This is a genomic window from Paractinoplanes bogorensis (genome assembly GCF_018829635.1).
Lineage (GTDB): Bacteria > Actinomycetota > Actinomycetes > Mycobacteriales > Micromonosporaceae > Actinoplanes > Actinoplanes bogorensis.
In genome coordinates this window covers 586,323-612,813 of record NZ_JAHKKG010000005.1, presented here as the reverse complement: position 1 = coordinate 612,813, position 26,491 = coordinate 586,323, and the positions used below count along the sequence as shown (strand labels likewise).

Annotated in this window: 26 protein-coding genes and 1 riboswitch; of the genes, 14 read left to right on the top strand and 12 right to left on the bottom strand. The window is 71.6% G+C overall.

Annotation, left to right across the window (positions count from 1 at the left end; translation table 11 throughout):
* Window positions 1-107: 107 nt before the first annotated feature.
* A complete protein-coding gene (mycP, locus tag KOI35_RS18265; RefSeq protein ID WP_246613266.1) occupies window positions 108-1,331 on the bottom strand; it encodes a type VII secretion-associated serine protease mycosin in 1,224 nt (407 codons plus the stop codon).
* A 102-nt stretch (window positions 1,332-1,433) separates the two neighbouring features.
* A riboswitch (cobalamin riboswitch) is annotated at window positions 1,434-1,504 on the top strand.
* Between the two features lie 57 nt (window positions 1,505-1,561).
* Here mycP and KOI35_RS18260 point away from each other — a divergent pair.
* Both KOI35_RS18260 and KOI35_RS18255 read left to right on the top strand, forming a co-directional pair.
* Window positions 1,562-1,765 (top strand): CbtB domain-containing protein, encoded by a 204-nt coding sequence (locus KOI35_RS18260; protein WP_215788652.1) that lies wholly within the window; start codon window positions 1,562-1,564, stop codon window positions 1,763-1,765.
* Window positions 1,756-2,529: a CbtA family protein gene (locus tag KOI35_RS18255; RefSeq protein WP_215788651.1), complete on the top strand. Its 774-nt coding sequence runs from the start codon at window positions 1,756-1,758 to the stop codon at window positions 2,527-2,529. Before KOI35_RS18260 ends, KOI35_RS18255 begins: the two co-directional genes overlap by 10 nt.
* Here the strand turns inward: KOI35_RS18255 and KOI35_RS18250 are convergent, their stop codons facing one another.
* Window positions 2,530-3,543 (bottom strand): phosphotransferase, encoded by a 1,014-nt coding sequence (locus KOI35_RS18250; protein ID WP_308121056.1) that lies wholly within the window; start codon window positions 3,541-3,543, stop codon window positions 2,530-2,532. It abuts the gene before it with no gap.
* Window positions 3,544-3,596: 53 nt separating this feature from the next.
* On the opposite strand from KOI35_RS18250, the gene KOI35_RS18245 reads away from it, so the two are divergent.
* From KOI35_RS18245 to KOI35_RS18210, 8 genes are all read left to right on the top strand, one after another.
* Window positions 3,597-4,637 (top strand): DUF4037 domain-containing protein, encoded by a 1,041-nt coding sequence (locus tag KOI35_RS18245; RefSeq protein ID WP_215788650.1) that lies wholly within the window; start codon window positions 3,597-3,599, stop codon window positions 4,635-4,637.
* 44 nt (window positions 4,638-4,681) lie between these two features.
* Window positions 4,682-5,500: an ArsR/SmtB family transcription factor gene (locus KOI35_RS18240; protein WP_246613265.1), complete on the top strand. Its 819-nt coding sequence runs from the start codon at window positions 4,682-4,684 to the stop codon at window positions 5,498-5,500.
* A gap of 2 nt (window positions 5,501-5,502) precedes the next feature.
* Window positions 5,503-6,213 (top strand): SRPBCC family protein, encoded by a 711-nt coding sequence (locus KOI35_RS18235; protein ID WP_215788649.1) that lies wholly within the window; start codon window positions 5,503-5,505, stop codon window positions 6,211-6,213.
* 161 nt (window positions 6,214-6,374) lie between these two features.
* Window positions 6,375-7,169 carry an alpha/beta fold hydrolase gene (locus KOI35_RS18230; RefSeq protein ID WP_215788648.1) on the top strand — a complete coding sequence of 265 codons (795 nt, stop codon included), beginning with the start codon at window positions 6,375-6,377 and terminating at the stop codon, window positions 7,167-7,169.
* 287 nt (window positions 7,170-7,456) lie between these two features.
* Window positions 7,457-8,419 (top strand): LysE family translocator, encoded by a 963-nt coding sequence (locus KOI35_RS18225; RefSeq protein ID WP_215788647.1) that lies wholly within the window; start codon window positions 7,457-7,459, stop codon window positions 8,417-8,419.
* A gap of 791 nt (window positions 8,420-9,210) precedes the next feature.
* Complete coding sequence (locus KOI35_RS18220) at window positions 9,211-10,362, top strand: coiled-coil domain-containing protein (RefSeq protein ID WP_215788646.1); 1,152 nt, start codon at window positions 9,211-9,213, stop codon at window positions 10,360-10,362.
* Window positions 10,363-10,692: 330 nt separating this feature from the next.
* A complete protein-coding gene (locus tag KOI35_RS18215) occupies window positions 10,693-11,640 on the top strand; it encodes a hypothetical protein (RefSeq protein ID WP_215788645.1) in 948 nt (315 codons plus the stop codon).
* Between the two features lie 903 nt (window positions 11,641-12,543).
* Window positions 12,544-12,882, top strand: coding sequence for an RNA polymerase-binding protein RbpA (locus tag KOI35_RS18210; RefSeq protein WP_203809726.1), 339 nt, complete (start codon window positions 12,544-12,546; stop codon window positions 12,880-12,882).
* Window positions 12,883-13,092: 210 nt separating this feature from the next.
* On the opposite strand, the gene KOI35_RS18205 is transcribed toward KOI35_RS18210, so the two are convergent.
* The 4 genes from KOI35_RS18205 to KOI35_RS18190 all read right to left on the bottom strand — a co-directional run bounded on the left by KOI35_RS18205 (window position 13,093) and on the right by KOI35_RS18190 (window position 18,385).
* Window positions 13,093-13,620: an FxsA family protein gene (locus KOI35_RS18205; RefSeq protein WP_215788644.1), complete on the bottom strand. Its 528-nt coding sequence runs from the start codon at window positions 13,618-13,620 to the stop codon at window positions 13,093-13,095.
* A 59-nt stretch (window positions 13,621-13,679) separates the two neighbouring features.
* The gene (locus tag KOI35_RS18200; RefSeq protein WP_215788643.1) at window positions 13,680-14,468 is read right to left on the bottom strand and encodes a polyprenol monophosphomannose synthase; all 789 of its coding nucleotides are present in this window, start codon (window positions 14,466-14,468) and stop codon (window positions 13,680-13,682) included.
* Complete coding sequence (gene lnt, locus KOI35_RS18195; protein WP_215788854.1) at window positions 14,465-16,060, bottom strand: apolipoprotein N-acyltransferase; 1,596 nt, start codon at window positions 16,058-16,060, stop codon at window positions 14,465-14,467. The genes KOI35_RS18200 and lnt overlap by 4 nt, the downstream gene beginning before the upstream one ends.
* Before the next feature lie 795 nt (window positions 16,061-16,855).
* Window positions 16,856-18,385 carry an amidohydrolase gene (locus KOI35_RS18190; protein WP_246613264.1) on the bottom strand — a complete coding sequence of 510 codons (1,530 nt, stop codon included), beginning with the start codon at window positions 18,383-18,385 and terminating at the stop codon, window positions 16,856-16,858.
* 169 nt (window positions 18,386-18,554) lie between these two features.
* Here KOI35_RS18190 and KOI35_RS18185 point away from each other — a divergent pair, with 169 nt between their 5' ends.
* Entirely contained in the window at window positions 18,555-19,919 is a 1,365-nt protein-coding gene (locus KOI35_RS18185) for a KamA family radical SAM protein (RefSeq protein ID WP_215788642.1), read from the top strand.
* A gap of 40 nt (window positions 19,920-19,959) precedes the next feature.
* Here the strand turns inward: KOI35_RS18185 and KOI35_RS18180 are convergent, their stop codons facing one another.
* A complete protein-coding gene (locus tag KOI35_RS18180; protein WP_215788641.1) occupies window positions 19,960-20,151 on the bottom strand; it encodes a CsbD family protein in 192 nt (63 codons plus the stop codon).
* A 104-nt stretch (window positions 20,152-20,255) separates the two neighbouring features.
* On the opposite strand from KOI35_RS18180, the gene KOI35_RS18175 reads away from it, so the two are divergent.
* Entirely contained in the window at window positions 20,256-20,978 is a 723-nt protein-coding gene (locus KOI35_RS18175) for a class I SAM-dependent methyltransferase (protein ID WP_215788640.1), read from the top strand.
* A gap of 14 nt (window positions 20,979-20,992) precedes the next feature.
* Here the strand turns inward: KOI35_RS18175 and KOI35_RS18170 are convergent, their stop codons facing one another.
* From KOI35_RS18170 to KOI35_RS18160, 3 genes are read right to left on the bottom strand one after another with little or no spacing between them, the layout of a single operon-like run.
* A complete protein-coding gene (locus KOI35_RS18170) occupies window positions 20,993-21,454 on the bottom strand; it encodes an Lrp/AsnC family transcriptional regulator (protein ID WP_215788639.1) in 462 nt (153 codons plus the stop codon).
* 23 nt (window positions 21,455-21,477) lie between these two features.
* Window positions 21,478-21,708 carry a hypothetical protein gene (locus KOI35_RS18165; RefSeq protein ID WP_215788638.1) on the bottom strand — a complete coding sequence of 77 codons (231 nt, stop codon included), beginning with the start codon at window positions 21,706-21,708 and terminating at the stop codon, window positions 21,478-21,480.
* Window positions 21,709-21,746: 38 nt separating this feature from the next.
* Window positions 21,747-22,892, bottom strand: a complete 1,146-nt coding sequence (locus KOI35_RS18160) for an acyl-CoA dehydrogenase family protein (RefSeq protein WP_215788637.1) — start codon at window positions 22,890-22,892, stop codon at window positions 21,747-21,749.
* A gap of 59 nt (window positions 22,893-22,951) precedes the next feature.
* Between KOI35_RS18160 and KOI35_RS18155 the strand changes: the two genes are divergently transcribed.
* Window positions 22,952-23,863: a 5'-3' exonuclease gene (locus KOI35_RS18155; protein WP_308121055.1), complete on the top strand. Its 912-nt coding sequence runs from the start codon at window positions 22,952-22,954 to the stop codon at window positions 23,861-23,863.
* Here the strand turns inward: KOI35_RS18155 and KOI35_RS18150 are convergent.
* Window positions 23,852-24,337 (bottom strand): GNAT family N-acetyltransferase, encoded by a 486-nt coding sequence (locus KOI35_RS18150; protein ID WP_215788636.1) that lies wholly within the window; start codon window positions 24,335-24,337, stop codon window positions 23,852-23,854. The genes KOI35_RS18155 and KOI35_RS18150 overlap by 12 nt on opposite strands.
* Before the next feature lie 57 nt (window positions 24,338-24,394).
* Here KOI35_RS18150 and KOI35_RS18145 point away from each other — a divergent pair, with 57 nt between their 5' ends.
* Window positions 24,395-24,937 carry a TetR/AcrR family transcriptional regulator gene (locus tag KOI35_RS18145; protein ID WP_308121054.1) on the top strand — a complete coding sequence of 181 codons (543 nt, stop codon included), beginning with the start codon at window positions 24,395-24,397 and terminating at the stop codon, window positions 24,935-24,937.
* Here KOI35_RS18145 and KOI35_RS18140 read toward each other — a convergent pair.
* Window positions 24,875-26,320, bottom strand: a complete 1,446-nt coding sequence (locus KOI35_RS18140; RefSeq protein ID WP_308121053.1) for an MFS transporter — start codon at window positions 26,318-26,320, stop codon at window positions 24,875-24,877. The two genes, KOI35_RS18145 and KOI35_RS18140, sit on opposite strands and share 63 nt — an antisense overlap.
* Window positions 26,321-26,491 lie beyond the last annotated feature (171 nt).

Below are 26,491 nucleotides of genomic sequence, written 5' to 3'. Positions count from 1 at the left end.
CCATGGTGCCGTCCACAGTTACCGGACGACAACGACCGTTCGGGGGCTGTACCGTCTCGCGGCGACCTGCTGCCCGTCAGACGGAGCCACGCACCGGCCCCCGCCGGTCAGTCGTGGTCGGCAGGGGTGGCCGGGTGCCAGCCGCGGCGGCGGCCCTGGCGCAGAACGACGGCGACCACGCCGAGCAGCAGCACCAGCCCGGCCCCGACGGCGGCGAACAGCAGAGCGTTGTCGCGGGACCGCTCGCGGCGGGCCTCCAGGGCGGCCACCTTCGGGTCGGTCATGGTCATGGCCGCGGGTACCTGCTCCGGCCCACCGGCCGGGCCCAGTGAGGCGGTCAGCGCCCGGTAGGGGTTGAGCGCACCGAACCCGTACTCGTCGCTGCGGGTGCCGCCCGGCGCCGGGTCGGCCGTCGCGACCAGCCGCTGCCGCACCTCGGCCGGGGTCAGCGCCGGGAAGCGCTGCTTGAGCAGGGCCGCCGTGGCCGACACGAACGGGGCCGAGAAGCTCGTGCCCTGCACCGACTCGTGCCCGGCGATCCGGGAGGCGACCGTGACCGGGGCACCCTGGGCGACCAGGTCGACGTATTCGCCCCGCTGGGAGAACACCGCGCGGACCCCGGCCGGGGTGATCGCCCCGACGCCGATCACACCCGGGTAGAGCGCCGGATAGGGATCGAGGTTGCCGTCGTCGGGCGCGCCCTTGTTACCCGCGGCGGCCACCACCACGACACCCCGGGCGATGGCGCGCTCGACCGCCGCCCGTACGGCGTCGTTGTCCCCGGTCATCACCAGCGAGATGTTGATCACGTCGGCCTCGCCGGGACCGGCCGCCCAGTCGATCGCGTCGGCGAACTGGGCCGGGGAACCGTCGTCGCCGACCGCCTTGCCGTCGATCTCCTCCTGCTCGCTGATCCGCACCGGCACGATCACCGCGTCGGGGGCCAGGCCCCGGAACCCGGTGCCGTCGACCGGCTGGGCCGCGATGATGCTGGCGACGTGAGTGCCGTGGCCGTTGCAGTCCTGCCGGCCGGACCGCTCGCCGTGCAGGAAGTCGGTGCCCTGACTGACGTGTCCGCGCAGCTGGGGGTGGGTGGCGTCGACCCCCGAGTCGATCACGGCGACCCGCACCCCGGCGCCCGTGGCGAACGGCGCGAGCCGCGCCGGATCGTAGGACTGGTCTTCCAGCGGGACCCCCGCGAACACCGGCTTGGCCTGGGCGACGGTCGGACACACCACCGCCGCCCGGGCCGGTGCGGGCACCGCCAGCAGGGCGGCGCACACCGCCACCACGGCCATCAACCGGCGCCCGATCATCACTCGCTCCCCCATCGGCGGATTCGGATGGATCGTATCGACCGGGTGCGACAAGACCTGGTTGTGCGTTCAGCTTCCGCACAGTTAGGTTGTGGACACCATCTGCGGCGTCGTGAGGGAAACCGGTGAGACTCCGGTGCGGTCGCGCCACTGTAAGCGGGCACTCCGGTGCCCGTGAGTCAGGACACTCACGTGTCGCAGCCTGTCGGACGGGACGCGTCATCCCGCAAGGAGGTTTGTTCGTCATGCCCAAGGCCACCACCGCCGGCCCGCTGAGCACACCCGCGGTTTCCCCGCGGCTGCTCTGGACGGCGCTCGCCGTCGTCGGACTCATGCTCCTGATCACCTACCTGGTCGCGTTCGACCAGGGTGCGGTGTCGCGCAGCGGCATGTACCTGCACGAGCTCATGCACGACGGCCGGCACCTGCTCGGCGTCCCGTGCCACTGAGCGCGGGTTCGAAGGCGCCGGCCACGTTCGGCGCCCTGCTGCTCCGGGGCCTGCTCGCGGGCCTCATCGCCGGTCTGCTGGCCGGCACCTTCGCGTTCTTCTTCGGCGAGCCCAAGGTCGACGCCGCGATCTCGATCGAGGAGGCCGCCTCGGCCGCCCAGGCCGCCGCGGAGCCGCAGACCTCGGCCGCCGAGGAGGAGCCGCTGGTCAGCCGCGACGGTCAGAAGGGCGGGCTGTTCCTCGCCACCGGCCTGTACGGCATCGCGCTCGGCGGCATCCTGGCCACGGCGTACACGCTGCTCCGGCGCCGTCTGCGCACACCGAGCGACACCCGGGCCGCCCTCGGTCTGGCCGGCGCCGCGCTGCTCGGGGTGGTGCTGGTCCCGTACGTGAAATATCCGCCCAACCCACCCGCCGTCGGTGACCCCGACACGATCAACCAGCGCACCATCAGCTACCTGGCGATCCTGGTGATCGGCCTGGTCGCGGTGTGGGCGGCCGTCGTGGCCCAGCGCACCCAGCCCACCGAGTGGCGCCGGGCCGCCGCCGCGGTGGTCGGGTTCCTGGTCGTCGTGGTCGTCGGCTACGCCCTGCTGCCCAACATCAACGAGGTCCCCGCGACGTTCCCGCCCGACCTGCTCTGGTCGTTCCGGCTGGCCTCGCTCGGCACCCAGACGGTGATGTGGACCGTGCTCGGCATCGGTTTCGCCGCCCTGGTGTCGACCGGTTCCCGCGAGCCGGCCCGGGAGGCAGTCCCCGCCTAGTCAGAGGACGGCGGCGGCCCATTTCGCGACCACAGTCAGCACCGGCGCCCGACCGGCCAGCATCGCCTCGATGCCCCGGCCGTCGTAGCCCTGCTTCCGGCTGAATCCGTGGGCCGCCGCCATCACCATCCGCGGCGCGAGCCAGAAATACTTGGCCGCCCCGCAGATCATGATCGCCGCGCGGATCGTGTCATCGGCGACCGCGCCGTCCAGCCCGCGCCGGTACTGCTCAGCGACCACCTCGAGCACGTCGTCGAGCAGCGCGATGTCGATCAGCCCGTCGAAGAACGTGTCGAGGGCCAGGTTCGCCGCGTCCTCGCCGATCGCCCCCGGCCCGCAGTAGGCCCAGTCCAGCAGCACCGGCCCGTCCGCGGTGAGGACCAGGTTCATCGGCCACACGTCGTGGTGGCAGAACGTCCGGGGCAGCTCGTCGGCCCGGGCCAGGATCTCCGTACGCCGTTCCCACAGCTCGCGCAGCCCCTTGCGCAGCGCGACCGGCCACACGCCGGCCAGCACCGGGTGATCCCAGTCCAGGTCGTCGTCGACCGGCTGAGCGAGGGTGTAGTCCCGCAGCCAGTCGCGGGCCAGCCACGCGTACGTCGGCGGCCGGCCGAGCCAGTGCGCGTGCGTCTCACCCAGTTGCACCGCCACCTCGCCGAGGTCGGCCACGCCGGCCGTCGTCCCGGCCCGCCCGGTCACGTCCTGCAGCCACATCGCCACCGACCCGTCCGGGCCGGGCACCTGCTCGTAGATCTCCGGCCCGGGCAGACCGACCATGCCGTACGCGACCAGTCCCGACGCGTACGCCTCGGGCTCGCGCCGCCAATAGTTGAAGTGCCCCGGATCATCGCTGGCGGCCAGATGCGCGGCCGCACCCGCCCGCCGCGGCGTCGCGATCTTGAGGATCGCCGTGCCACCGTCCCGGCGAACCCGCCATACCCCTCCGGTGACCTCGTTGGCCGTGCTGTGGACAAGTTCCTCGGCGGTCCATCCCGGACGGAGCAGGTTTTCCACAGGCTGACCTTAACGAGCGGAATTTGTCGGTGGGGACCGCTAGCTTCTCGCGCATGACCGCATTCCAGCCCGGCCTCACACTCTCCCGCCTCTTCTACGCCGAGGCGGTCCGCCCGCTGCTCAGCGACCGTCCGCACGCCGCCGCCCGTCTCGGTCCCGGCTCCGACGTGCTCGGTCTCGACACGCCCAGATCCACCGACCACGACTGGGGTCCCCGCCTCGAACTGTTCGTCGACGACGACACCGGCGAGCTCGACACCCGCCTCCGCGAGCACCTGCCGAAACGGTTCCACGGCTGGCCGACCCATTTCGAACCGCCCGGCGCCCGGGTCCGCTCGATGGCCGACACCGACGGCCCGGTCGACCACTACGTCACCGTCACGTCCTTCCCCCGCTGGTGCCGTGGTCGGCTCGGGTTCGATCCCGCCGCCGGCGTGACCACGCTCGACTGGCTGGCCACGCCGTGGCAGCGTCTGGCCGAGATCACCGGTGGCGCCGTCTTCCACGATCCCGATCAAACCCTTTCCCGCGTACGCGGGCAGGTGCGCTGGTATCCCCCCGACCTCTGGCGTTACGTGCTGGCCGCACAATGGCAGCGCCTCGCCGAGGAGGAACCGTTCCCGGCCCGCGCCGCCGAGGCCGGGGACGACCTGGGCGCCCGGGTTCTCACCGCCCGGCTCACCCGCGAGATCGCGCGCCTGGCCCTGTTGCTCACCCGCCGCTGGCCGCTCTACCCGAAGTGGCTGATGGCGGCCCTCCCGCCCGACCCGGTCACCGTCCACCTCGACGCCGCCTTACGAGCCGACCCCGCCCACGAGCGGGAGGACGCGCTCTGCACCGCCCTCGAGCTGCTCGCCGAGCGGCAGAACGCGCTGGGCCTCGCCGCCGAGCTCCCGGCCACCCGCCGCGAGTTCTTCGACCGGGGCTACGCGGTGATCGGCGCCGACCGGTTCGCCTCGGCCCTGCACGACGCGATCACCGACCCGGACCTGCGGGCCCGTCCCCTCACCGGGTCGATCGACCAGATCACCGACAGCACGGCCGTGCTCGGCGACCTCGAGCTGTGCCGTTCCCTCGTCGCACACCGACCATGATTTCGCTCTAGACAATTTTTGTTTTCGGTGGGAGGGTGGTCCGCATGGAGGAAGTCGCCGTCATCGAAGACCCGGCCGCGGCCGAGATCTCCCTCGACCCGATCCGCAGCCGCCTGCTGGCCGAGCTGGCCGTGCCCGGCTCGGCCACCATGCTGGCCGGCCGCATCGGCCTGCCCCGGCAAAAGGTCAACTACCACCTGCGTGCCCTCGAACAGCACGGGCTGGTCACGCTGGTCGAGGAACGCCGCAAGGGCAACGTCACCGAACGGATGATGCAGGCCACCGCAGCCTCCTACGTCATCTCCCCCACCGCGATGGCGGCCGTCGCCCCCGACCCCGGCCGCGCCCCCGACCGCCTGTCGGCCCGCTGGCTGCTCGCCCTGGCCGCCCGCCTGGTCCGCGACGTCGGCGCCCTGATCACCGGCTCCGCCCGGGCCCAGCAGCGCGTCGCCACGTTCGCGCTCGACGGCGAGATCCGCTTCGCCACCCCCGCCGACCGGGCCGCCTTCGCCGAGGAACTGTCCACCGCGATCGCCGGCCTGCTCAGCCGCTACCACAGCGAGACCGGCCGCAAACACCGCCTGGTCGTCGCCGTCCACCCGGCCCTCGACTCAGCCGCATCCGCTGCGTCCCTTCCCGACGCCGCGCCGCTCTCTCCCGACGCCGCGCCGCTCTCCTCCGACTCCGCGCAACCTTCTCCCGGACCCATGCGGCCCTCTCCCGAATCCGCGCGGCCCTCCTCCGACTCCGCGCAACCTTCTCCCGGGCCCACGCGGCCCTCTCCCGAATCCGCGCGGCCCTCCTCCGACTCCGCGCAACCTTCTCCCGGGCCCACGCGGCCCTCCTCCGACTCCGAGGATTGATCATGGGTAAGGATTTCGAGCTCACCTTCGAAGCAACGGTCCCGGCCGACCCCGAGACGATCTGGGCGGCCATCGCCACCGGCCCCGGCGTCTCGTCCTGGTATCTCGGCCGCACCGACATCGACGCCACCACCGTGCGGACCGCATTCGGCGAGGCCGCCCTGCCACCCGCCACCATCACCGCCGCCGAGCCACCCACCCGCTTCGCCTACCGCACCGGCCCCGCCCCCGACGGCCGCTTCCAGGCCGCCGAGTTCCTGGTCGAGGCCCGCGACGGTGCGGCCACCACGCTCCGCATCGTCAACCACGGCTTCCTGCCCGGCGACGACTGGGAGACCGAGTTCGAGGCGATGAGCACCGGCACCGAGATGTTCCTGGTCACCCTGGTCACCTACCTGACCCACTTCGCCGGCCGCACCGGCACCCCGGTGACCGCCTTCGGCCCCATGATCAGCGACTGGGACGCGGCCTGGACCACCCTCTACGACGCCCTCGGCCTCAGCGCCTCACCCAAGCCCGGCGACCTGACCAGCGAGGGCGCCGAGGTCTTCCACACCAACGGCCAGACCCTGGGCCTCCGTACGGAGAACGTCCTGTACCGCTACCTCCAAGGCTTCCACGGCCCGATGGTCGCCTCCCACATCGTCTTCCCACCCGTGGTTCCCGACCCCGCCGCCGAGGAAGCCTTCCTCACCGCCCTCTACACCCGCTGACCTCGCCCGCTGTCTCCCTGTTCGCGCCCTCTACACCCGCTGACCTCGCCCGCCGTCTCCCTGTTCGCGCCCTCTACACCCGCTGACCTCGCCCGCCGTCTCCCTGTTCGCGCCCGTTCCCCTTCCGCTGATCTCTTTCTTCCCGCTCAGGAGCGGCTCCGATGCCTACTGTGACCTCCGCCGACGGCACCACGATCGCCTACGAGACGACCGGGCGCGGACCGGCACTCGTCCTGGTCGACGGCAGCATGTGCCACCGCGATTTCGGCCCCGCGCGCGCCCTCGCGGCGCAACTGGCCGACACGTTCACCGTCCACCTCTACGATCGGCGCGGCCGCGGCGCGAGCGGCAACACCCAGCCGTGGACGCCCGAACGCGAGATCGACGACCTGGCCGCCCTGCTCGAGGCCGCCGGCGGTGAGGCGTTCCTGTTCGGAGCCTCGTCCGGCGCCGTGCTGGCCGCAGACGCCGCCAACCGCCTGCCCGGCTTCACCCGGATGGCGCTCTACGAGCCCCCGTTCATCGTCGACAACAGCCGCCCCGCACGCCCCGACACCTTCACTCCCGACATCGAGGCGATGATCGCCCAAGGCGACGAGTCCACCGCCCTCAAGACCTTCTTCCGCGACGTCGGCGTGCCCGGCCCGGTCATCACGATCATGAAGCTCACGCCGAACTGGAAGAAGCTGAAAGGCCTGGCCCCCACCCTCCCGTACGACCTGCACATCCTCGGCGACACCAGCCGCGGCACACCCCTGGACCCCACCCGCTGGTCCTCGGTCAGCGCCCCCACCCTGGTCATGGACGGCGGCAAGAGCCCGGCATACATGCGCAACGCCGCCCGCGCCCTGAGCGAGGCGCTGCCCAAGGCCGAATACCGCACCATCCCCGGCCAGACCCACATCATCAAGGCGGCCGCCCTGGCCCCCGCGATCAAGGAGTTCCTGGCCGCCTGAGCCCTCAACCCCGCCCGCTCCGCCACGTCCGGCGGTGCGGGCCGGCCGTGGCGCTGCTCCCGCCACCCACCGGTACGCGGCGAGGAAGTCGTCGTGCCACCGCTGCGGGACGGTGGGATCCGCAGAGCGCCCGTGAGGCGCTGGAGCTCCGGTTCGGCGCCGATGGGGGGCGCTCCTCCTCAAGCCGTCCGTCCACATGCAGGTCCCGGGCAGGCGGGAGATGGCGAGGTCCAACGGGGTGAGATTGGCGCTAGGCCGGCCGTCAGGTGCAAAGCTAGGTTACGACCATGACAACGATGGCCGCCCTGTGGTCCTTCGTGCTGGTCGTGGGCCTGCTCACGCTCACTCCCGGCCTCGACACCGCACTGATCCTGCGTACCGCCACCATCCAGTCGGCCCGCAGTGCCTGGGGCGTCGTCCTGGGCATCCAGACCGGAACCCTGGCCTGGGGCATCCTCGCCTCAGCCGGCATCACCGCCCTGCTGACCGCATCCCAGCTCGCCTACGACGTGGTCCGCTGGACCGGCGCCGCCTACCTGATCTGGATGGGCGCCCGCATGCTCTGGTCCACCCGCCACCCACGCCGGACCACGGTCACACCCAGTCCGCATCAGACCATCATCGAGCCGGCCGACACCCAGCACCGAGCCGCGCCCAGCCAGCCGCCCAACTCCGCCGCATGGCACGAAGCGTCCAGTGGCGCCCCGGATGGACCACACACTCCCAGTTCACCCACACCGCACGACGTGTCGACCGGCGCTCCGGACGGACCGCCCACTTCCAGCTCACCCGCATCGCACGAGCTCCCACCCGACGCTCCGGACGGACCGCCCACTCCCAGCTCACCCGCATCGCACGAGCTCCCACCCGACGCTCCGGACGGCCGAGGCATCACATCCAGCAGGTCGGACGCGCTCCCGTCGGACGCGCTCCCGTCAGGCCGGCGCGGCGGTTTCGTGTCCGGCTGGCGCCGTGGCCTCCTGACGAACCTGCTCAACCCCAAGATGGGCGCGTTCTACGTAGCCCTGCTCCCCCAGTTCATCCCGTCCGGCGCGTCCCCCCTTCTCTACGGCGTCCTCCTGGCCGGCGTGCACGTAGCCCTGGGCCTGATCTGGTCGACAGTGCTCGTCACCGCAGCCCGCCGCCTCCGCACCCTGCTACGCCGCCCCCGAGCCCGCCGCGTCCTCGACCGCATCACCGGCGTCGTCATCGTCGGCTTCGGCCTGCGCCTGGCCACCGAGGCCCGCTGACCGGCACAGCCACCGATCCGCACGTCACGCCCGAGCAATTCCTCACCCGAGCACTTCCTCACCCGGGCCGACCCCATCCCGCCGACGCCGACTGCATCGGCACTGAGACCGGCGAAAACGCACCGTTCTCCACCCGCGGCCACCTGGGCACGGCCATCCCGGCCCAGGGCGGCGGACACCTAGGCCCAGCGGTTGCCGGTGCCGCACGGCAGCCACGGTCGGTCACCCGCCGGGGCCGACTGCGCGTATGGAGACTCTGAACGCGAATCGCGAAGCTCTCTGGAGGAGTCGCGAGACAGGTTCAGAAGAGGAAACGTCGCCCCGCCGCCACTGAACGCCCCCGCCGCTACCGAACGGTCCGCCGCCACCAACGGTCCGCAGCCACCGAACGCCCCCGCCGCCACCGAACGGTCCGCCGCCACCAACGGTCCGCAGCCACCGAACGCCCCGGCGCCCCGGGCAATCGCCGCGCTCGGTCTCGAGCCACCATCGTGCTCGGTCACCATCGTGCTCGGTCACCAGCCTCCGCACCCAGTCGACGATCTCAAGGCGGGGCGGCATCCCGACCTCAAGCGGCAGCACCCCGTCCTGAAAAAAGGCGGGATGCCGTTGATTCCTTTGTGGTTTTGGCCAGAGTGAAGTCGTGAGACACCGTGCACCATCGCTTGGGCGTCCTAGGATGCTAGGTTGAAAGGGTTAGGCCGCCCTTGCCGATCGGCGCTGGGATCGGGAGTGACGGGGCCGTGTCGTGGCGGGGATCCGGGGTGTGGCGCGCCTAGGGTGACCTTGCGATGAACGAGAACGACGAAGCCTCTGCGACCGAGTCCCGGCCCTGCGCGCACTGTGGACGGCCGGTGCCGCAGCGCGCGTCGGCCGGGCGGCCCTTCCGCTACTGCCGGGACAACGACGGGGAATGCCAGCGCGCCTCACGCAACGTACGGATGCGGCACCGCTCCTCCCCCGGGCTCGCCGGCGAGGTCGCCCGCACCTGGGAGGTCGTGGACCGTCTCGACCAGCTCGTGGGTTCACTCACCGAAGCGCTGCACTCCGAACTGTCGCCGTCAGGGGTGGAGCGGCAGGTCGCCGAGATCCGGGCCGAGACATCGGGGCGCATCGCGGCCGCGCACACCGAACGTGACGATGCCCGCCGTGACGCCGAGCGGTCGGCGGCCGAGACAGTCACAGCGCAGCAGCTGTCGGTCGCGGCGGGTGCCGAGCGGGACGAGGCCGTCCAGCGGGCCGAGGAGTCGGTTCGCGTGGCCGACGCCGCCCAGGCCGAGGCCGGTGAGGCTCGGCAGGCCCGGGACGAGGCCCAGCAGGCGGCCACTGCGGCGGCGGCCCTCAGGGAGCGGGCCGAGTCCGACCGGGACGCCGCCCGCGAGGAACTGGGCGGGACGCGCCGGGAGCTCGCCGACGTCCGGCGGGAACGGGACACCACCGAGCGTGAGCTGGCATCGGCCCTGCGCGAGGCCGAGGCGGCGTCGGCCCGTAACGAGGAGTTGCGCAGCGAGCGGGACACCGCCCGGGCCGAGACCCAGCAGACCGAGTCGGCGCTGGCCACCGCGCGGCGCGAGATCGCCGATCAGCGTGACGCGGCCGACCGGACCCTGCAGGCCATGCGCCGCGAGACCGCGGTGGCTCTGTCCGAACGAGACCAGGCACAAGAGGAGCGGGACCAGGCGAGGGAGGAACGAGACCGGGTCGCGGAAGAGCGGAACCAGGCGAAAAGCGACCGGGATCGGGCGAGCGAAGAGAGGGAACGCGCAATCCGCGACCGCGCCGATCTCGAGCGCCGCCTGGCCACCGCTCTCGCCGACACCGAAGCCGCCCAGAACCGGGCCGCCCAGCTGTCGTCGCAGATCACCGACCTCGCCTCGGCGCTGGCCAGCCTCGGCAGCACCCGCCCGCCGACCCAGCCGACCGCGGCCGACGCTCGCACCTAAACGCCACCGACCCAGCCGCCCGCAGGACGCCCGCGCCCGAACACCGCCGACGCCCACACCTGAACACCACCGACCCAGCCGCCCGCGGCCGACGCAAGCACCTGAACAACCGCCGACCCGGCCGACCGCAGCCGACGCAAGCACCTGAACAACCGCTGCCGCATGAGATCCGGCCGCGCGCCGGGCCGACCGATGGTCGCTTCTGGAGTCAGAGTCGGCCCACACGACGCGGTCAGCACGATCCGAAAAGGGCACCCGGCCCGGGTGCCCTGTGCACATCAACCCCTGAGAGGGATTGTGCGGCGGCGGCACGCCGGTACATTCCTCGGCATGCCAACGGCGGGTCACACGGCCGGGCGGGCCCGGATTCGGCTCGTGCTCTCACACAGCGGGCGCCTCGCCATCGTCGCGGCGCTGGCCGGCGGGTGCACGCACGCGCCCGGACAACCGGCCCCGGAGGCGATGACCGCTCCGGCTCCCATCGTCGCGGCCGCCACCACGATGCCGCTCGACCGCTATGCGCCGCGCCCGGCCGAGGCCAACGACCTCGACGTCGTCGTCAAGCGGCTGACCACGGCCTGCATGCGACGCTTCGGCCAGGCGTGGCGGGGCGGCGCCCGCAACGACTTCGACCTGCTGCGCGACCGTGCCAACCGGTTCGGGCTGGCCGACGACGGGCTGGCGAGCGGCTTCGGCTACCACTGGGACATCGCCCCGGCCGCTCCGGCCAGCCCGCAGCAGGCGCCCTATCTGCACGGTGGCGCGCCCGGCGTGCCCGCGGGTGGTTGCGCCGGTGAGGCCGACGCCAGGCTCGGCTGGCAACCCGCCGAGTTCACCTGGCTGCAGCAGCTCCGCGACCGGACCATGACGCTCACCTACGCCGACCCGCGCGCGACCGCCGCGACACGCCGGTGGAGTGAGTGCATGACAAAGACCGGTTTCCCGTACGCCGTACCCGCCGACGCCGAGACCGACCCGCGCTGGAAGCAGGGCACAGCGCCCTCGGCCGAGGAGAAGCGGACCGCCCTCGCCGACGTCCGGTGCAAGCAGGAGACCGGCTTCGTCGGCCGCCTGACGGTGGTGCTGGCCGAGCAGCAGGCCCGTGCCGTGGAGGAGAACACGCCCCGCCTCGACGCGTTCCGCCGCATGTCCGTCGCCGCCGCGGCCCGGGCCGACGCGCTGCGCGGAGACAGCAGCCCCACCGTCCCGGCCCCGAGCGGCAGCACCTCCACCCCGCTACCGCCCGGCATGTGGCGCACGAAGGAGACAACAGCCTGACCCAGACAGCGCCCACGGCACACGCCCAGCCGGAGCAGGCTGCTGGCAACGCACCCGCGGACCCCGACAAGACGGCCGCCGGCGCGGACAGTGCACACGCCGCCCCACAGCAGGCGACAGCCTGACCTAGATCGCGAGCAACCCACCCACCAGCCTCGACCCGACGCGGGCATGACACAGACAGCGAACACCGCACACGCCGGCCCACAACAGGCGACGACCAGACCCAGACCGCAAGCGACCCACTCACCGGCCCACAACAGGCGACGACCTGACCCGGAACGCAAGCGACGCACACGCCGGCCCGCAGCAGGCGACGACCTGACCCAGATCGCAAGCGACCCACTCACCGGCCTGGATCCGACGGGGGCATGACGCAGAGAGCGAACACCGCACACGCGCCGGCCCACAGCAGGCGACGCAGATCGCGAGCGACATACTCGCCGGCATGGATCGGACGGGGCATGATGCAGACGGCGAAGAACGTGCACGTCGGACCGGCGCGGGCATCGGACAAGCACGCGGCGGCCTGGTCGAGCGGCATGTGGTGAAGCGAACAGACAACGGCCGAACCGTCGGTTGTGCTCAGGTTCGGCGACCGGCGGACGAATTCTGGTCATCGCGGAGCCGAACACGGTGGTGAATTGCGGGGTAACTCGACCGAGTGACCGAGATCGCACCACCTGGAGAACTCTCATAAGCCGTAAAGTGGACCAAGGTCCACTTCGTCGGGGGTTCGCGGTGACGGGTAAGGGCCGCGGGCGGTTACGCTCGTAGCGTTAACACCGCCGTCACAACGGTGGTCCGCAGTCTCGGCGCCCGTCGGGATCATCATCGGAATCCGACGGACGCCACTTTCGTTACACCAACGAGAGCAGCACCACGAGCGAGGGGAAAGCCACCATGGGCGAACGCATGCTGCGCGGCAGCCGTCTTGGCGCAGTCAGCTACGAGTCCGACCGCAACACCGAGCTGGCGCCCCGGCAGACCCGAGAGTACCTCTGCGTGAAGGGTCACCAGTTCGAGGTCCCGTTCGCCGTCGACGCCGAGGTGCCGGTCACCTGGGAGTGCAAGTTCGACGGCAGCGTCGCCCGGCTGGTCGACGGCAACGAGCCGGAGCAGAAGAAGGCGAAGCCGCCGCGCACCCACTGGGACATGCTTCTCGAGCGGCGTTCGATCTCGGAGCTGGAGGACATCCTCAACGAGCGGCTCCAAGAGGTCCGCACCCGCCGAGGCCGCTGACCCGGGCCGGAGCAAACAAGAAAAGGTCGCCCCCGACGGGGGCGACCTTTTTCGCGTCTGGAGAAGGCGCCGGAGAATCAGGCGCGGCTGCGGCGGATGCTCGGGGAGGACGCGTTGCGGCTGGGGTCGGTCACCCGAAGGCCGAGCTCGACCAGAGGACGGAGCCGGAGCTGTGAGAGGCCGCCCCGGGAACGGCCCGGAGGGGCGACGTCAGCGGATGACTTCGCCCTCGACGACCTCGCCCTCGATGGCGCCGGCGGGCGTGCGCTGCGCCGGCCGGGGCTCCTCGTCGATCACCACGATCGGCTCGCCGGTGTCGACGCGGACGTGGCGGGCACCGAACAGGTCACCGGCCATCGCCCCGCCCACCTGACGCTCGGTGTAGCGCTCGACCTGGCGCCGGGCCAGCTGACGGCCCGGGGGCAGCACCAGCAGCAGACCGGCCACCGCGGTCACGAAGCCGGGGATCGCCAGCAGCAGCGCGCCCAGCAGTCCGACCAGCGAGTGGGACACCTGCTTGCCCGCGGGACGCCCCTCGGCGGCGGCCGCCTGGAAGCGGCGCCACCCCTTGATGCCCTCACGGCGCAGCAGGACCATGCCGGCGATGCTGGCCGAGCCGCCGAGCAGGATCGCCCACCCGAACCCGATGGCGTGGGCCACCGCGATGAACGTGACGATCTCGGCGAACGCCAGCAGGGGCAGAGCGATGGGCAGCAGGGCGAGCCCTCGACGACGCATGTGGTCCCTCCGTGTCAGGTTGACCTCTCCCAGTCTGACACGGCTTCCTGAGACTGCGCTTAGGGCCAGGTCGAGCCTTCGGCCGCCTTCCGGCCGAACCGCTTGCGGACCGCCTCACGGCGCGCCTGCACGCCCCACAGAGTGACCCTGAGCAGCTGTTCCTTGAAGATGTTGCCGCTCATCTTGCTGACGCCGTGTTCGCGCTCGGTGAACGTGATCGGCACCTCGGCGATCCGGAAACCGGCCTGATAGGCCCGCCAGGCCAGCTCGACCTGGAACGAGTAGCCGGTGGAGGCGACCGTCTCGAAGTTGATCTCGTCGAGGACCGGCATGCGGTAGGCGCGGTAGCCGCCGGTGGCGTCGCGGAACGGCATGCGCAGCGCCATCCGGATGTAGATGTTGCCGCCCCGGGAGAGCAGCAGCCGGCGCACCGGCCAGTTGTGCACGCTGCCACCGGGGATGTAGCGGGCGCCGAGCACGGCGTCGGTGTCGCCCAGTGCGTCGAGCAGTTTGGGGAGCTCCTCGGGGGCGTGGGAGCCGTCCGCGTCCATCTCGACGACGGCGTCGTAGCCCTTGTTCTTGGCCCAGGCGAAACCGGCCTTGTACGCCGCCCCGAGCCCTTCCTTGCCCGCCCGGTGCAGCACGAAGATGTGGTCGTCGGCCTCGGACAGCTCGTCGGCGATCCGGCCGGTGCCGTCGGGCGAGTTGTCGTCGGCGATCAGGATGTCGACCACGGGCACCGCGCGGCGGACCCGCTCGGTGATCAGGCGGATGTTGTCCGCCTCGTTGTAGGTCGGGATCACCACTAGAACCCGCCCCACCCCGGGGTAACCTTCCGCCTCGCTCACCGTGCCTCCGCAGCATCGTTCGTGGTGCGCCGGCGGCGGCGCATCGGCAGCGCACCGGCCAGGGCGAGGATCGTCAACGCGACCATCGCCATCTCGGGCCAATGGCCCAGACGAGTGGCCAGCGTAGTGGAACCGTCCAGATGCATGTCACGCACCATCACCGCGGCGGTGTTGAAGCCGCTCTCGTCATAGACCTGACCCGAGGCTCCGACGAACGCGGACACACCGACCGTGGAGGCCATCAGCGCCTCCCGGCCGTGCTCGACCGCCCGCAACCGCACCATGGCGAGTTGCTGACGAGCCTCGGCCTCGTTGAAGGTGGCGTTGTTGGTCTGCACCGCGAACACCTGTGCCCCTGAAGTCACAGTGTCGCGGACGATGTCGTCATATGCCACCTCGAAGCAGATGACGTCACCGATGGCGACCCGGCCGGTGCGCAGGACCCCCACGTGGTCGCCGGACAACATGTTGCGGACCAGGTCGACCTTGTCGGTGACCAGCCGGGCGACCGGGCGCAGCGGCACGTACTCGGCGAACGGCACCGGGTGCTGCTTGACGTATTTCTGCTCGAGGTCGGGGCCGGTGCCCGGGTTCCACAGGATGCCGGCGTTCTCGATGTCGCCCGGGGTGTCGGTGCGCAGCACGGTGCCGACCAGGATCGGCGCCTTGATCAGGTCGGCCGCGCGGGAGATGACCGAGGCGGCGTCGGAGTTGCGCAGCGGGTCGATGTCGCTGGAGTTCTCCGGCCAGATCACCACGTCGGGCTGCTTCTGGCGGCCGGCTGCGACCTCGGCCGCGAGTTTCTCCGTGCCGGAGACGTGGTTGTCGAGCACAGCGCGGCGCTGGGCGTTGAAGTCGAGCCCGAGCCGCGGCACGTTGCCCTGCACGATGGCGACGGTGGCCGTCTCGGCACCGGGCTGATACACCGGGACGAGCAGCGGGCCGGCCATCAGCGCGCCGGCCACGACGGCGAACCCGAGGGCCGGGCCCGCGGCCGGGGGACGCCACCGGCGCCAGGCCAGCGCGACCAGGGCACCACCGGCGGCGGCCACGGCGAAGGTGACGAGCGGGGCTCCCCCGTACGCGGCCAGGCGCAGCGCGGGGCCGTCGTCCTGGCTGAAGGCGAGCCGCCCCCACGGGAAGCCGCCGAACGGGGCCCGGTCGCGCAGCGCCTCCTGGGCCACCCAGAGCAGCCCGGCGAGCAGCGGCCACGACCCGCGCCACCGGTCGATCACCGGCGACAGCCAGGCCGACGCCAGGCCGAGCAGCCCGAAGATCACCGACTCGGCCAGCGACAGCAGCATCCAGGGCAGCCACCCGGCCGCGAAACTGGTCCACCAGAGCAGCGGCACGAACAGCACGAGCCCGGTGACGAACCCGAGCCAGAACCCGGCCCGCAACCGTCGCCGGTGCACCGCCGCGGCGAACAGGGCCACGCCGGCCGGGGAGAGCCACCACAGCCCGTACGGCGGCAGCGCGACCAGCAGCGCCCCGCCCGCGAGCACGGCCAGCACCAGGGCGACCGGCAACCGCAGCGGAGGCGGTGCCGTCGCCGCTGTGACCTGCGGCGAAGCCGGGGGCTGCAACGTCATTTCCACTCGCGGAAGGCTACCTGCCCCCGTCCGGCCGGAATCGGACAGGCGGGGCGGGCCGTGCATCGATCCGAGAACAAAGCGGGAGGAGAGGAGGGACGAGGCGCGGCCCGGACGGGACGCGCCTCGTGTGCCTTCTGCCGTCCCGGGCACGGCCGGTGGGCCGTACGGACGTCGCGGTCACCTTCGGACCGGCGTGCTCCGCGCCGGCTGCGCGGGTCACGCCGTTGTCTACTGGCGCCGTTCGATCCTCGGGCCCACCGCGGACGCGACCGGTCCGCACCGCCCCGCCGACCCCCGCCCCCTGGACCTGGCTGAACGCGCGACCCCTGCGAGGACTGCGGGCCAGTGGGCGGGAGAACGGAGCGGACAAGAGTCGCTCTCCGTGCTCAGGATTGGACGACGGTACGTCCGTCCCCCGCGGTCCTGTCAACCGCCGTACACGCTCCCGGGCGTGTCGGGTTCGTCGGCGTGTCATGTGCCGTACCCGTTCGGGCTACAGGCTGTTCACCACCGGTCATCGGGCTGACAGTGATCGATCTCCACCGGCGTGCCGACTGGTGGGACGCCGGGCCAGTCGATCACCGTGGCCCCCGCACCGCCCTCCCCCGGACGCGTCCAGCGGATATGCCCCGCGTAAGACGGCTTGAGGGCGTACGGGAAAGGATGTCCAGGAGCGGACGCGCGGGTCACGGACACCCGGCCCGGGCCAGGCGGGCGGCTCACTGACCGTCACCTGCCCGGTGTCCGGATTCCGGTAGTGCCAAATTTGCCGGCGACACCCGTCCGAGACCGTCAGGCTTCGAAGATCGTCTCGCCGTCGAGGACCGTCCGGCGGCACACCGGCCGATCCGGAGTCGCACCCTCGGCGTCGGGCAGAAGAACAGGCAACCCTTCCCGTACGCCCGCAGGCGTCTCCCACACCGCGAAGGTGGCCGCCGCCCCGGGCGCCAGCACCCCCGCGTCGTCGACCAGGGCGGCCCGCCAGCCGCCCCGGGTCGAGGCCGCGAACGCCGCCCGCACGCTCATCCGGTAGACCGGGTTGCGCGGGGCCGCGGCCGCCACCACGACCGCCCACGGGTCGAGCGGCGTCACCGGCGAATCGGAGCCGAAGGCCAGCTGCACGCCGGTCGCGTACATCGCGCCGATCGGGTTCGAGGTCATCGCCCGCTCGACACCGAGGCGCTGCGCGTACATCCGGTCGGGGCCGCCCCACAGCGCGTCGAAGACCGGCTGCACCGAGGCGACCACCCCGAATTCGACCATCCGGGCGATCATCGCCTTGTCGATCAGCTCGACGTGCTCGACCCGGTGCCGGCCCTCGCGGACGGCGTCGACCCCGACCGTCTTGGCGGCCAGCGCGAACCCCTCGAGCACGGTCTCGATGGCCGCGTCACCGATCGCGTGGAAGCCGCCCTGCACGCCGACCGTGACGCAGTCGAGCAGGTGCTCGGCGGCCTGCTCGGCGGTCACGAAGGCCTCGCCGCAGCCGCCGTGCCCGTCGAGGAACGGCTCGCGGACCGACGCCGTCCGGGAGCCCAGGGCACCGTCGGCGTAGAGGTCACCGGCCGCCCCGACCGCGCCGAGTTCCTTGGCCTTGAGGGCACCCCCGAGTTCGCCCCAGTAGCCGAACACCCGGGGCAGGCCCTGCCCGCTCAGCGCGAGGACCGAGGTGAGGTCGGCCTCGCTGGACGTGCCGGGGCCGCCGCACTCGTGCACGGCCGCGATGCCGAGGGAGGCGGCCCGGGTGAGGGCGGCCCGTTGCGCCGTGGTGCGCTGCGACGGGCTGAGGTCGTTGAGGGCGAGGGCCCGTACGGCGTGGTGCTTCTCTTCTTTGACCAGGCTCTCGCCGGTCGGCAGGCCCGCCGCGTCGAGCAGGGCCGGCGAGGTCAGAGCGGAGTGGACCGAGGCCTGCGACAGGTAGACCCGCCGCCCCTCGGCGGCGCGATCGAGTTCGGCCGCGGTCGGCAGCGTCTGGTCGGCCCAGGTCGACTCGTCCCACCCGTGACCATGCACGACCGCGCCCGGCGGACGGGTCACCGCGAACGCGCGCACCGCCTCGAGAAGCTCACCGCTGGTCCGTACGGGCGAAAGGTCCAATCCGTCGATGGCCAGACCGGTGTCGGTGGCGTGGATGTGCGCGTCGACGAAGGCGGGGGTGACCAGCGTGTTCTCGAGGTCGACGGTGCGGTCGGCGGCGGGAGCGTCCGGGGTGGCGCCCAGCCAGGCGATCCGGCCGTCGCGGACCAGCATGGCGGTGGCCCGCGGGTCGGCGGCGGAGTAGAAGCGGCCGTGGGTGAACAGGACCGAGGGGGTTTCGCTCATGACGGCCAGTCTTCCGGATCGGTGCTCTGTCCACCTACCGGCCCGTCACGCCGGAAATCATGGGCACAGTCCGGTATCCGTACCGTAAATTCTCCAGCCTGATGTTTACTGTGCCGGAAATTCTCCGCTAGCGTGGGTGGGGACGGAACGATCGCCAAAGGAGGCGTCAGTGACTCAGCCCGCCGGACAGCCGTACGAGTACCGCCGCCGCCCCCTGGTCGAACCGGACTGGACACGTTTCCCCGGGTGGCGTGACGTGACCGCCGAGCAGTGGCAGTCGGCGCAGTGGCAGCGGGTGAACTGCGTCAAGAACGTCAAGCAGCTGTACGCCGTGATGGGCGACCTGCTCGACAAGAGCTTCTACGACGACCTCGAGACCGACCAGAAACGCCTGGCCACGATGTCGATGCTGATCCCGCCGCAGATGCTCAACACGATGGTGCCGGACGCCACGCCCGATACGGAGTCGTTCTACGCCGACCCGATCCGGCGCTACATGCTGCCGGTGGCGACCGACCGGCACCTGGACTGGCCGTCGCACCCGCACTCGGCCCGCGACTCGCTGCACGAGCACGACATGTGGGTGGCCGAGGGGCTCACCCACCGCTACCCGACCAAGGTCCTGGCCGAACTGCTGTCCACCTGCCCCCAGTACTGCGGGCACTGCACCCGGATGGACCTGGTCGGTAACAGCACCCCGACGGTCGACAAGCTGAAGTTGTCGCTCAAGCCGGTCGACCGCTACGACGCGCACCTGACCTACCTCAAGGCCCACCCGGGCGTACGCGACGTGGTGGTCAGCGGCGGTGATGTGGCGAACGTGCCGTGGAAGCAGCTCGAGGCGTACCTGATGGGTCTGCTCTCGGTGCCGACCGTGCGCGACATCCGGCTCGCGACCAAGGCACTGATGGGCCTCCCTCAGCACTGGCTGCAGAACGACGTGGTCGAGGGCCTGCACCGGGTGGCCATCACGGCCCAGCGGCGGGGCGTCAACCTGGCCGTGCACACCCACGTCAACCACGTGAACTCGCTGACCCCGCTGGTCGCCAAGGCCGCGCAGACGCTGCTCGAGGTGGGCGTGCGCGACGTGCGCAACCAGGGTGTGCTGATGCGGGGCGTGAACGCGACGACGGCCGACCTGCTCGACCTGTGCTTCGGGCTGCAGGGCGAGGCCGGGATCCTGCCGTACTACTTCTACATGTGCGACATGATCCCCAACGCGGAGCACTGGCGGGTGCCGGTGTGGCACGCCCAGCAGCTGCAGCACGACATGATGGGCTACCTGCCCGGTTACGCGACGCCACGGATCGTGTGTGACGTGCCGTTCGTGGGCAAGCGCTGGGTGCACATGGTCAGCGAGTACGACCGGGAGCACGGCATCTCGTACTGGACCAAGAACTACCGCACCTCGATCGAGCAGAACGACGACGAGGCGTTGTCCAAGCTCTACGCCTACTACGACCCGATCGACACGCTCCCCCAGTCGGGTCAGGACTGGTGGCGCAAGCAGGAAGCCCAGGAAGCAGCGGAATAGCGAAAAGGGGGCCCTCGGGCCCCCTTTTCGTATGTCTGACCTAGCTGAAGGCGTCCTTGACGTCCTTGCCGGCGTCCTTGACGTGCTCACCGGCCTGCTTGGCGTTGGCCGCCGTCTCCTGAGCCTGGCCCTCGGCCACCAGCCGCTCGTTGTCGGTCGCGCGACCCACGGCCTGCTTCGCCTTGCCGGTCAGCTCTTCGGCCTCGTTCTTGACCTTGTCAGTGAAGCTCATTGCTCAGTCCTCCGTGGTTTTCGGCGTGCTCAGAGGATTCCCGCGCAAGCCCGGACTCAAACAACGCCGCCCCCCGATCGTCGCGGATCGATACCATGGTCAACATGAACGACCGCGCCGCACACGCCAACTCGTTCGGGCCGGCCGCCGAGATCTACGAGCGGGGCCGGCCGACCTATCCCGCCGCCGCTCTCGACTGGCTGCTGCCGCCGGGCACACCCCGGGTGATCGACCTCGGGGCCGGGACGGGCAAGCTGACCCGCCAGATCCGCGACCGTGGCCTGCCGGTGACCGCGGTCGAGCCGTCCGAGGGCATGCTCGACCAGTTGCGGACGGCCGTGCCCGGTGTCCCCGCCCACCTGGGCCGCGCCGAGCAGATTCCGCTGCCCGACGGCTCGGCCGACGCCGTGCTGGTGGCCCAGGCGTGGCACTGGGTCGATCCGGCCCGGGCCGCGCCCGAGGTGGCCCGGGTGCTCTCCCCCGGCGGCCGGATCGGTCTGCTGTGGAACCTGCGCGACGAGCGTTCCGACTGGGTGCGCCGCCTCGGCGAGATCATCGGCAGCACCGAGTCCGAACGCGACACGACCGTCGGCGAGCCGTTCGGGCCGGTCGAGATCGCGCACTTCGAGTGGACCGAGACGCTCGGCCCCGAGCGGCTGATCGACATGGTGGCGTCGCGCAGCTACGTCATCCTGCTCTCCCCCGACGAGCGGGCCGCCCTGCTCAGCGAGGTACGCCGGCTCATGGCCACGCATCCCGACCTGGTCGGCCGCACCGAGTTCCAGCTTCCCTACATCACCGAGTGTGCCCGCGCGACGCGCGCCTGAAAGGACCGCCGGCTCTAGGAAGCGCTGACCGAGTCGGAGATGCGCGGGGGGCGATTCTCGTACGGCGTGGAGAGGACCACGGTCGTCCGGGTGGTGACGTTGGCCGCTGTCCGGATCTCCTGCAGCAGCCGCTCGAGGTCGGCCGGACTGCCGACCCGGACGAGCAGCATGTAGAAGTCCTCGCCGGCCACCGAGTAGCACGAGTCGATCTCGGACAGGTGGGCCAGCCGCTCGGGCGCGTCGTCCGGCTGCGACGGATCGAACGGGCGGATCGCCACGAACGCCGTCAGCGGCAGCTCGAGCGCCTCGTACGAGACCTTGGCCGTGTAGCCCGCGATGACGCCCCGCTGTTCGAGCCGCCGCACGCGCTGGTGCACGGCCGACACGCTCAGGCCGACCCGCTCGGCGAGATCGGTGTAGGACAGGCGGCCGTCCGCGGTCAGGGCGCCCACGATCGCCCGGTCGATCTCTTCCACGGGCGCCACCCTACCGAACCGATCTACTCCGCGTTCCGCTCGGCGTCGGCCAGCAACGCGCGGGCCGTCTCTTCGTCCGACGGGTTGACCTGCACCTGCACGCCGTCGGTGACGGCCAGCGCCGGGTCGAGGCCGCCGGCCGCGTCCGCCAGCGCGATCGCCCGCAGCCCGTTGCTGCGCAGCATGCCGACGATCAGGTCGGCCTCGATCTGGGAACCGGCGACGGCCACGGTGACGCCTTCGATGTTGTCCATGGCAGCAGGATTACCGAAGATCACCCGGCGCAAACGTGTCAGTCCCGGACGAGGGACCGGCTGATCACCAGCCGCTGGATCTGATTGGTGCCTTCGACGATCTGCAGCACCTTGGCCTCGCGGAACCAGCGCTCGACCGGGTGGTCGCTGACGTAGCCGGCCCCGCCCAGCACCTGCACGGCGTCGGTGGTCACCCGCATCGCCACGTCGGTCGCGAACAGCTTGGCCTTGGCCGCCTCGATCGAGAACGGGCGCCCCGCGTCCTTGAGCCGGGCCGCCGACAGCAGCAGGGCCCGGGCCGCCGACACCTGGGTCGCCATGTCGGCCAGCAGGAACCCCAGCCCCTGGAAGTCGGCGATCGGGCGGCCGAACTGCTCGCGCTCGCGGGCGTAGGACACCGCGTAGTCGAGGGCGGCCTGGCCCAGCCCGACGGCGCAGGCGGCGATGCCGAGCCGGCCCGCGTCGAGGGCCTCGAGGGCGATCGTGAAGCCCTGCCCCTCGGCGCCGACCAGCCGGTCGGCGTCCACCCGGCAGTCGTCGAACACGATCGGGGACGGCGCCGACGAGCGCAGACCCATGACCCGCTCGGCCTTCTGCGGGTGCAGGCCGGGGGTGCCCGCGTCGGCCAGGAGACAGGAGATGCCGCGGGCGCCGGGTCCGCCCGTACGGGCGAAAATGTTGTAGAAATCGGCATCGCGGCCGTGCGTGATCCAGGCCTTGGTGCCGTTGACGACCCAGTGACCGTCCTCGTCGCGGGTCGCCTTCGTCTGCAACGCGGCCGCGTCACTGCCGCCCTGAGGTTCGGAGAGACAGTAGGCGCCCAGCATCTCGCCACCGAGCATGTCGGGCAGCATCTTGCGCTGGGCCTCGCTGCCGTGGGCGTAGACCGGATAGCAGGCCAGGGTGTGCACGCTGACCGCCTCGGCCATGGCCAGCCAGGTGCCGGCCAGGGTCTCCAGCACCTGCAGATAGACCTCGTACGGCTGCTCGGCGCCCCCGCACTCCTCGGGATAGGGCAGGCCGAGCAGGCCGGAGCGCCCGATCGTGCGGATCACCTCGCGGGGGAACTCGCCGCGCGCCTCGAAATCGGCGGCCTTCGGTGCCAGTTCGCGTTCGCAGAGTTCCCGGGTCAGGTCGAGCAGGTCGTGGGCTTCGGCGGTCGGCAGCATCCGGTCGACTGTCACCACGCCAGCTTAACGGTCGTTAGGGTCGAGAGGCGACAGGGTGCCGTTAAGGTGGCACGGTGACCGCACAGCCGCTGCTCGCCGTCGACTCCGCCAGCCTCTACTTCCGCGCCTTCCACGGCGTGCCCGAGAAGGCCGCCATGACCAGCGCCGGCGAGCCGGTGAACGCGGTCAAGGGCTTCCTGGACATGATCGCCCAGCTGGTGCGCACCCGGCGGCCCGATCGGGTGGTGTGCGCGCTCGACAACAGCTGGCGGCCGGCCTGGCGGGTCGAGCTGGTGCCGTCGTACAAGAAGCACCGGGTGGCCCACGGCGACGTCGAAGTGGTGCCGCCCGCGCTCGAGAAGCAGGTGCCGGTGCTGCTCGAGGTGCTCGCGGCGGTCGGCATCCCGGCCTTCGGCGTCGACGGTTACGAGGCCGACGACGTGCTCGGCACCCTGGCCGCGACCCAGCCCGGGCCGGTCGAGGTGGTCTCCGGCGATCGCGACCTGTTCCAGCTGGTCGACGACGAGCGCGGCACCCGGCTGCTCTACTGCGGACGCGGCGTGTCGAAACTCGAGGACGCGGACAACGCCCTGGTCGAGGCGAAGTACGGGGTCCCCGCGAAGTGGTACGCCGACTTCGCGGCCATGCGCGGTGACGCCAGCGACGGCCTGCCCGGGGTGCCCGGCGTGGGCGACAAGACGGCGGCCCGGCTGATCATGCGGTACGGCGGGGTCGACGAGATCCTGGCCGCGCTGGACGATCCCGACGCCGGGTTCGCGCCGGGCGTTCGCACCAAGCTGAGCGACGCCCGCGACTACCTGACCCGGGCGCTGCCGGTCTGCAAGGTGGCGCTCGATGTGAAGCTGCCCGAGTTCGACGCGACCATGCCACGCTCGCCGAAGGACCCGGAGGCGCTGTACGCCCTGGCTGACCGGTGGAACCTGGCGAGTTCGGCCAAGCGCCTGGTCGACGCCCTAGCCGGCTGAGAGCATTTTCCCGTACGTCTGCCCGACCACCTCGCCGGTGCCGAAGCCCTCGTGCGGCGCCTCGGCGAGCAGCTCGAACCCGCGGTCCCGGTAGACCCGGCCCGCGGCCCCCTGCAGGTTCGTCGTCCACAACCGGATCCGGTCGTACCCGGCCTTGGCCGCGAAGCCGAGACAGGTGTCGACCAGCTCACCGCCGACGCCGTGCCCGCGCGCGTCCGGGTGCACGATCAGGATGCGCAGCACGGCCGTCCCGTCGCCGCCGTCGACACAGAAGATCGAGCCCACCCGTACGCCGTCCAGCTCGGCGATCCAGCCCGCCTCCCGCTCCGGGTCGTGGCCGGCCGCGAAGTCGGCGACAATCCGCGCGACCAGGGCCTCGAACGAGGTGTCCCAGCCCCACTCCGAGGCGTAGAGCTCGCCGTGCGCCTGGATCACCCAGCCGAGATCGCCTGGGTGCCCCAGTTCCCGGATCATTCCGCCACCTCCGGCTTCACCACTGAAACGGTCGTTTCAGTTGGCATACTAACTCGTGTGACGCGGGGTCGGCGGGACGAGCTTCTGGAGAAGGCCTACACGTACGTACGGGAACACGGCATATCCGATATGTCGCTCAGGCCGATCGCCGCCGCCATCGGGTCCAGCCCTCGCGTGCTGTTGTTCCTCTTCGAGAGCAAGGACGGGCTGATCCGTTCACTCCTGGCTCGGGCCCGTGCCGACGAATTGTCCGTTTTAAGCAAGGACTTGCCGCTGGGCGCCGACGCGGCCGGGCTCGCGGTGTGGGAATGGCTGACCGCCCCCGCGAACGCGTCGCTGCTGCGCCTGTGGGTGGAGGCCTACGCCCGCTCGCTCGGCGCCACCGACGGGCCGTGGGCCGGGTTCGCGGCCGAGACCGTGGGCGACTGGCTCGACGTGCTGGCGAGATCGCAACCGGCGGAGGACCGCGACTCCCCCGCCGGTCTGGCCCACCGCACCGCCGTCCTGGCCGTCCTGCGCGGCGCCCTGCTCGACGTGCTAGCGACCGGGGACGTCGGCCGCGTCACGGCCGGAGTCCGGCACGCGCTCACGCCGCCCTGACAGCACGTCGGCCAGCGCGGCGACCAGGGCGACGGCCACGAAGCCGACCGTCAGCCACAGCGCACCCCGGAAGGCGCCGCCCCAGTCGCCCTGGCCCGCGGCCAGCCGGTTGAAGAAGTACGAGCCCACGGCCGCGATCCCCATCGCCGTGCCGATGCGCTGACCGGTCTGCAGCACCGCCCCGGCGCTGCCGGCCCGCGCGACCGGCACCTCGGCCAGGGTCAGCGTCTGGTTCGGGCTGATCACAAACCCGCTGCCCACGCCCGCCACCAGCAGCGGCAGCGCGGCCGCCCAGCCCCCGCCGGCACCCGGCACGAGCCGCAGCGCGAGGTCGGTCGCGACCAGACCGGCGATCACCGCGACCAGCCCGCCGACGACCATGTGCCGGCCGAACCGCTGCACGAACCGGCCGCCGATCGCCGACGCGGCCGCCGACCCGACCGCGAACGGGGTGATGGCCAGGCCCGCCTCGAGTGCGCTGTAGCCGAGGCCGCTCTGCAGGTACAGCGTGTAGATGAAGAAGATCGTCGTGAAGCCCGCGAAGTAGAGCAGGCCGATCAGCGCGCCCAGGGCGTACGAGCGGACCTGGAACAGACCGAGTTCGACCAGGGCCGTACGGGCGCGGCCGTAGTGCCGTTCCCAGGCCCAGAACCCGGCCAGCACCGCCGCGCCCGCGACCACCAGCAGCCACTTCCCCGATCCGTGCCACTCGCGTTCCTGCACCAGCGGCAGCAGCACCAGCACCACGCCCACCCCGAGCAGGAGCACGCCGAGCGGATCGAGGCTCTCGCGGCGCTTGCGTTCGGTGGCGACCGGGATCCACCGGTAGCCGAGCCACACGGCGACGATGCCGATCGGGACGTTCAGATAGAAGATCCAGCGCCAGCCGTCGGCCGGTCCGATGGTGGCGATCAGGATGCCGCCGAGCAGCGGGCCGACCGCGGTGGAGACACCGATCGTGGCACCGAGCAGGCCGAACGGGCGGCCGCGCTCCCGGGGCGCGAACATCTGCTGGATCAGTCCGGACACCTGCGGGTTGACCACACCGGCGGCCGCGCCCTGCACGAGCCGGGCCACGACCAGCCACATGGCCGACTGGGCCAGCCCGGCGGCCGCACTGGCCAGGGTGAACAGAACCAGCCCGGCGATGAAGACGTCGCGCCGGCCACGGGCGTCGCCGAACCGGCCGGCCGGCACCAGCAGCAGGCCGAACGTGAGCGCGTAGCCGGACAGCACCCACTGCAGCTCGGCCGGGCTCAACTGCAGCTCGTCGCGGATCGAGGGCAGGGCGACATTGACGATGCTCACGTCGAGCAGGGTCATGAAGCCCGCCACCAGGGCGACCGTGAGCGCCTTCCAGCGCGTGGACTCGTCGTTCGTCACCCGGGAGCGATTCCCCGGCGGCGCGGGGAGTAACCGGAGTTCTAGTGTGTCCCGCGTGACGATCGACTTCCGCGACGGGCTGTCGGAGCCGTGTCTCTTCGCCGACAATGGCACGTGTCGCGACGGAGATCGAAAAGTCGGACAGGGTCGTCCAAAAAGTGACGATAGGCG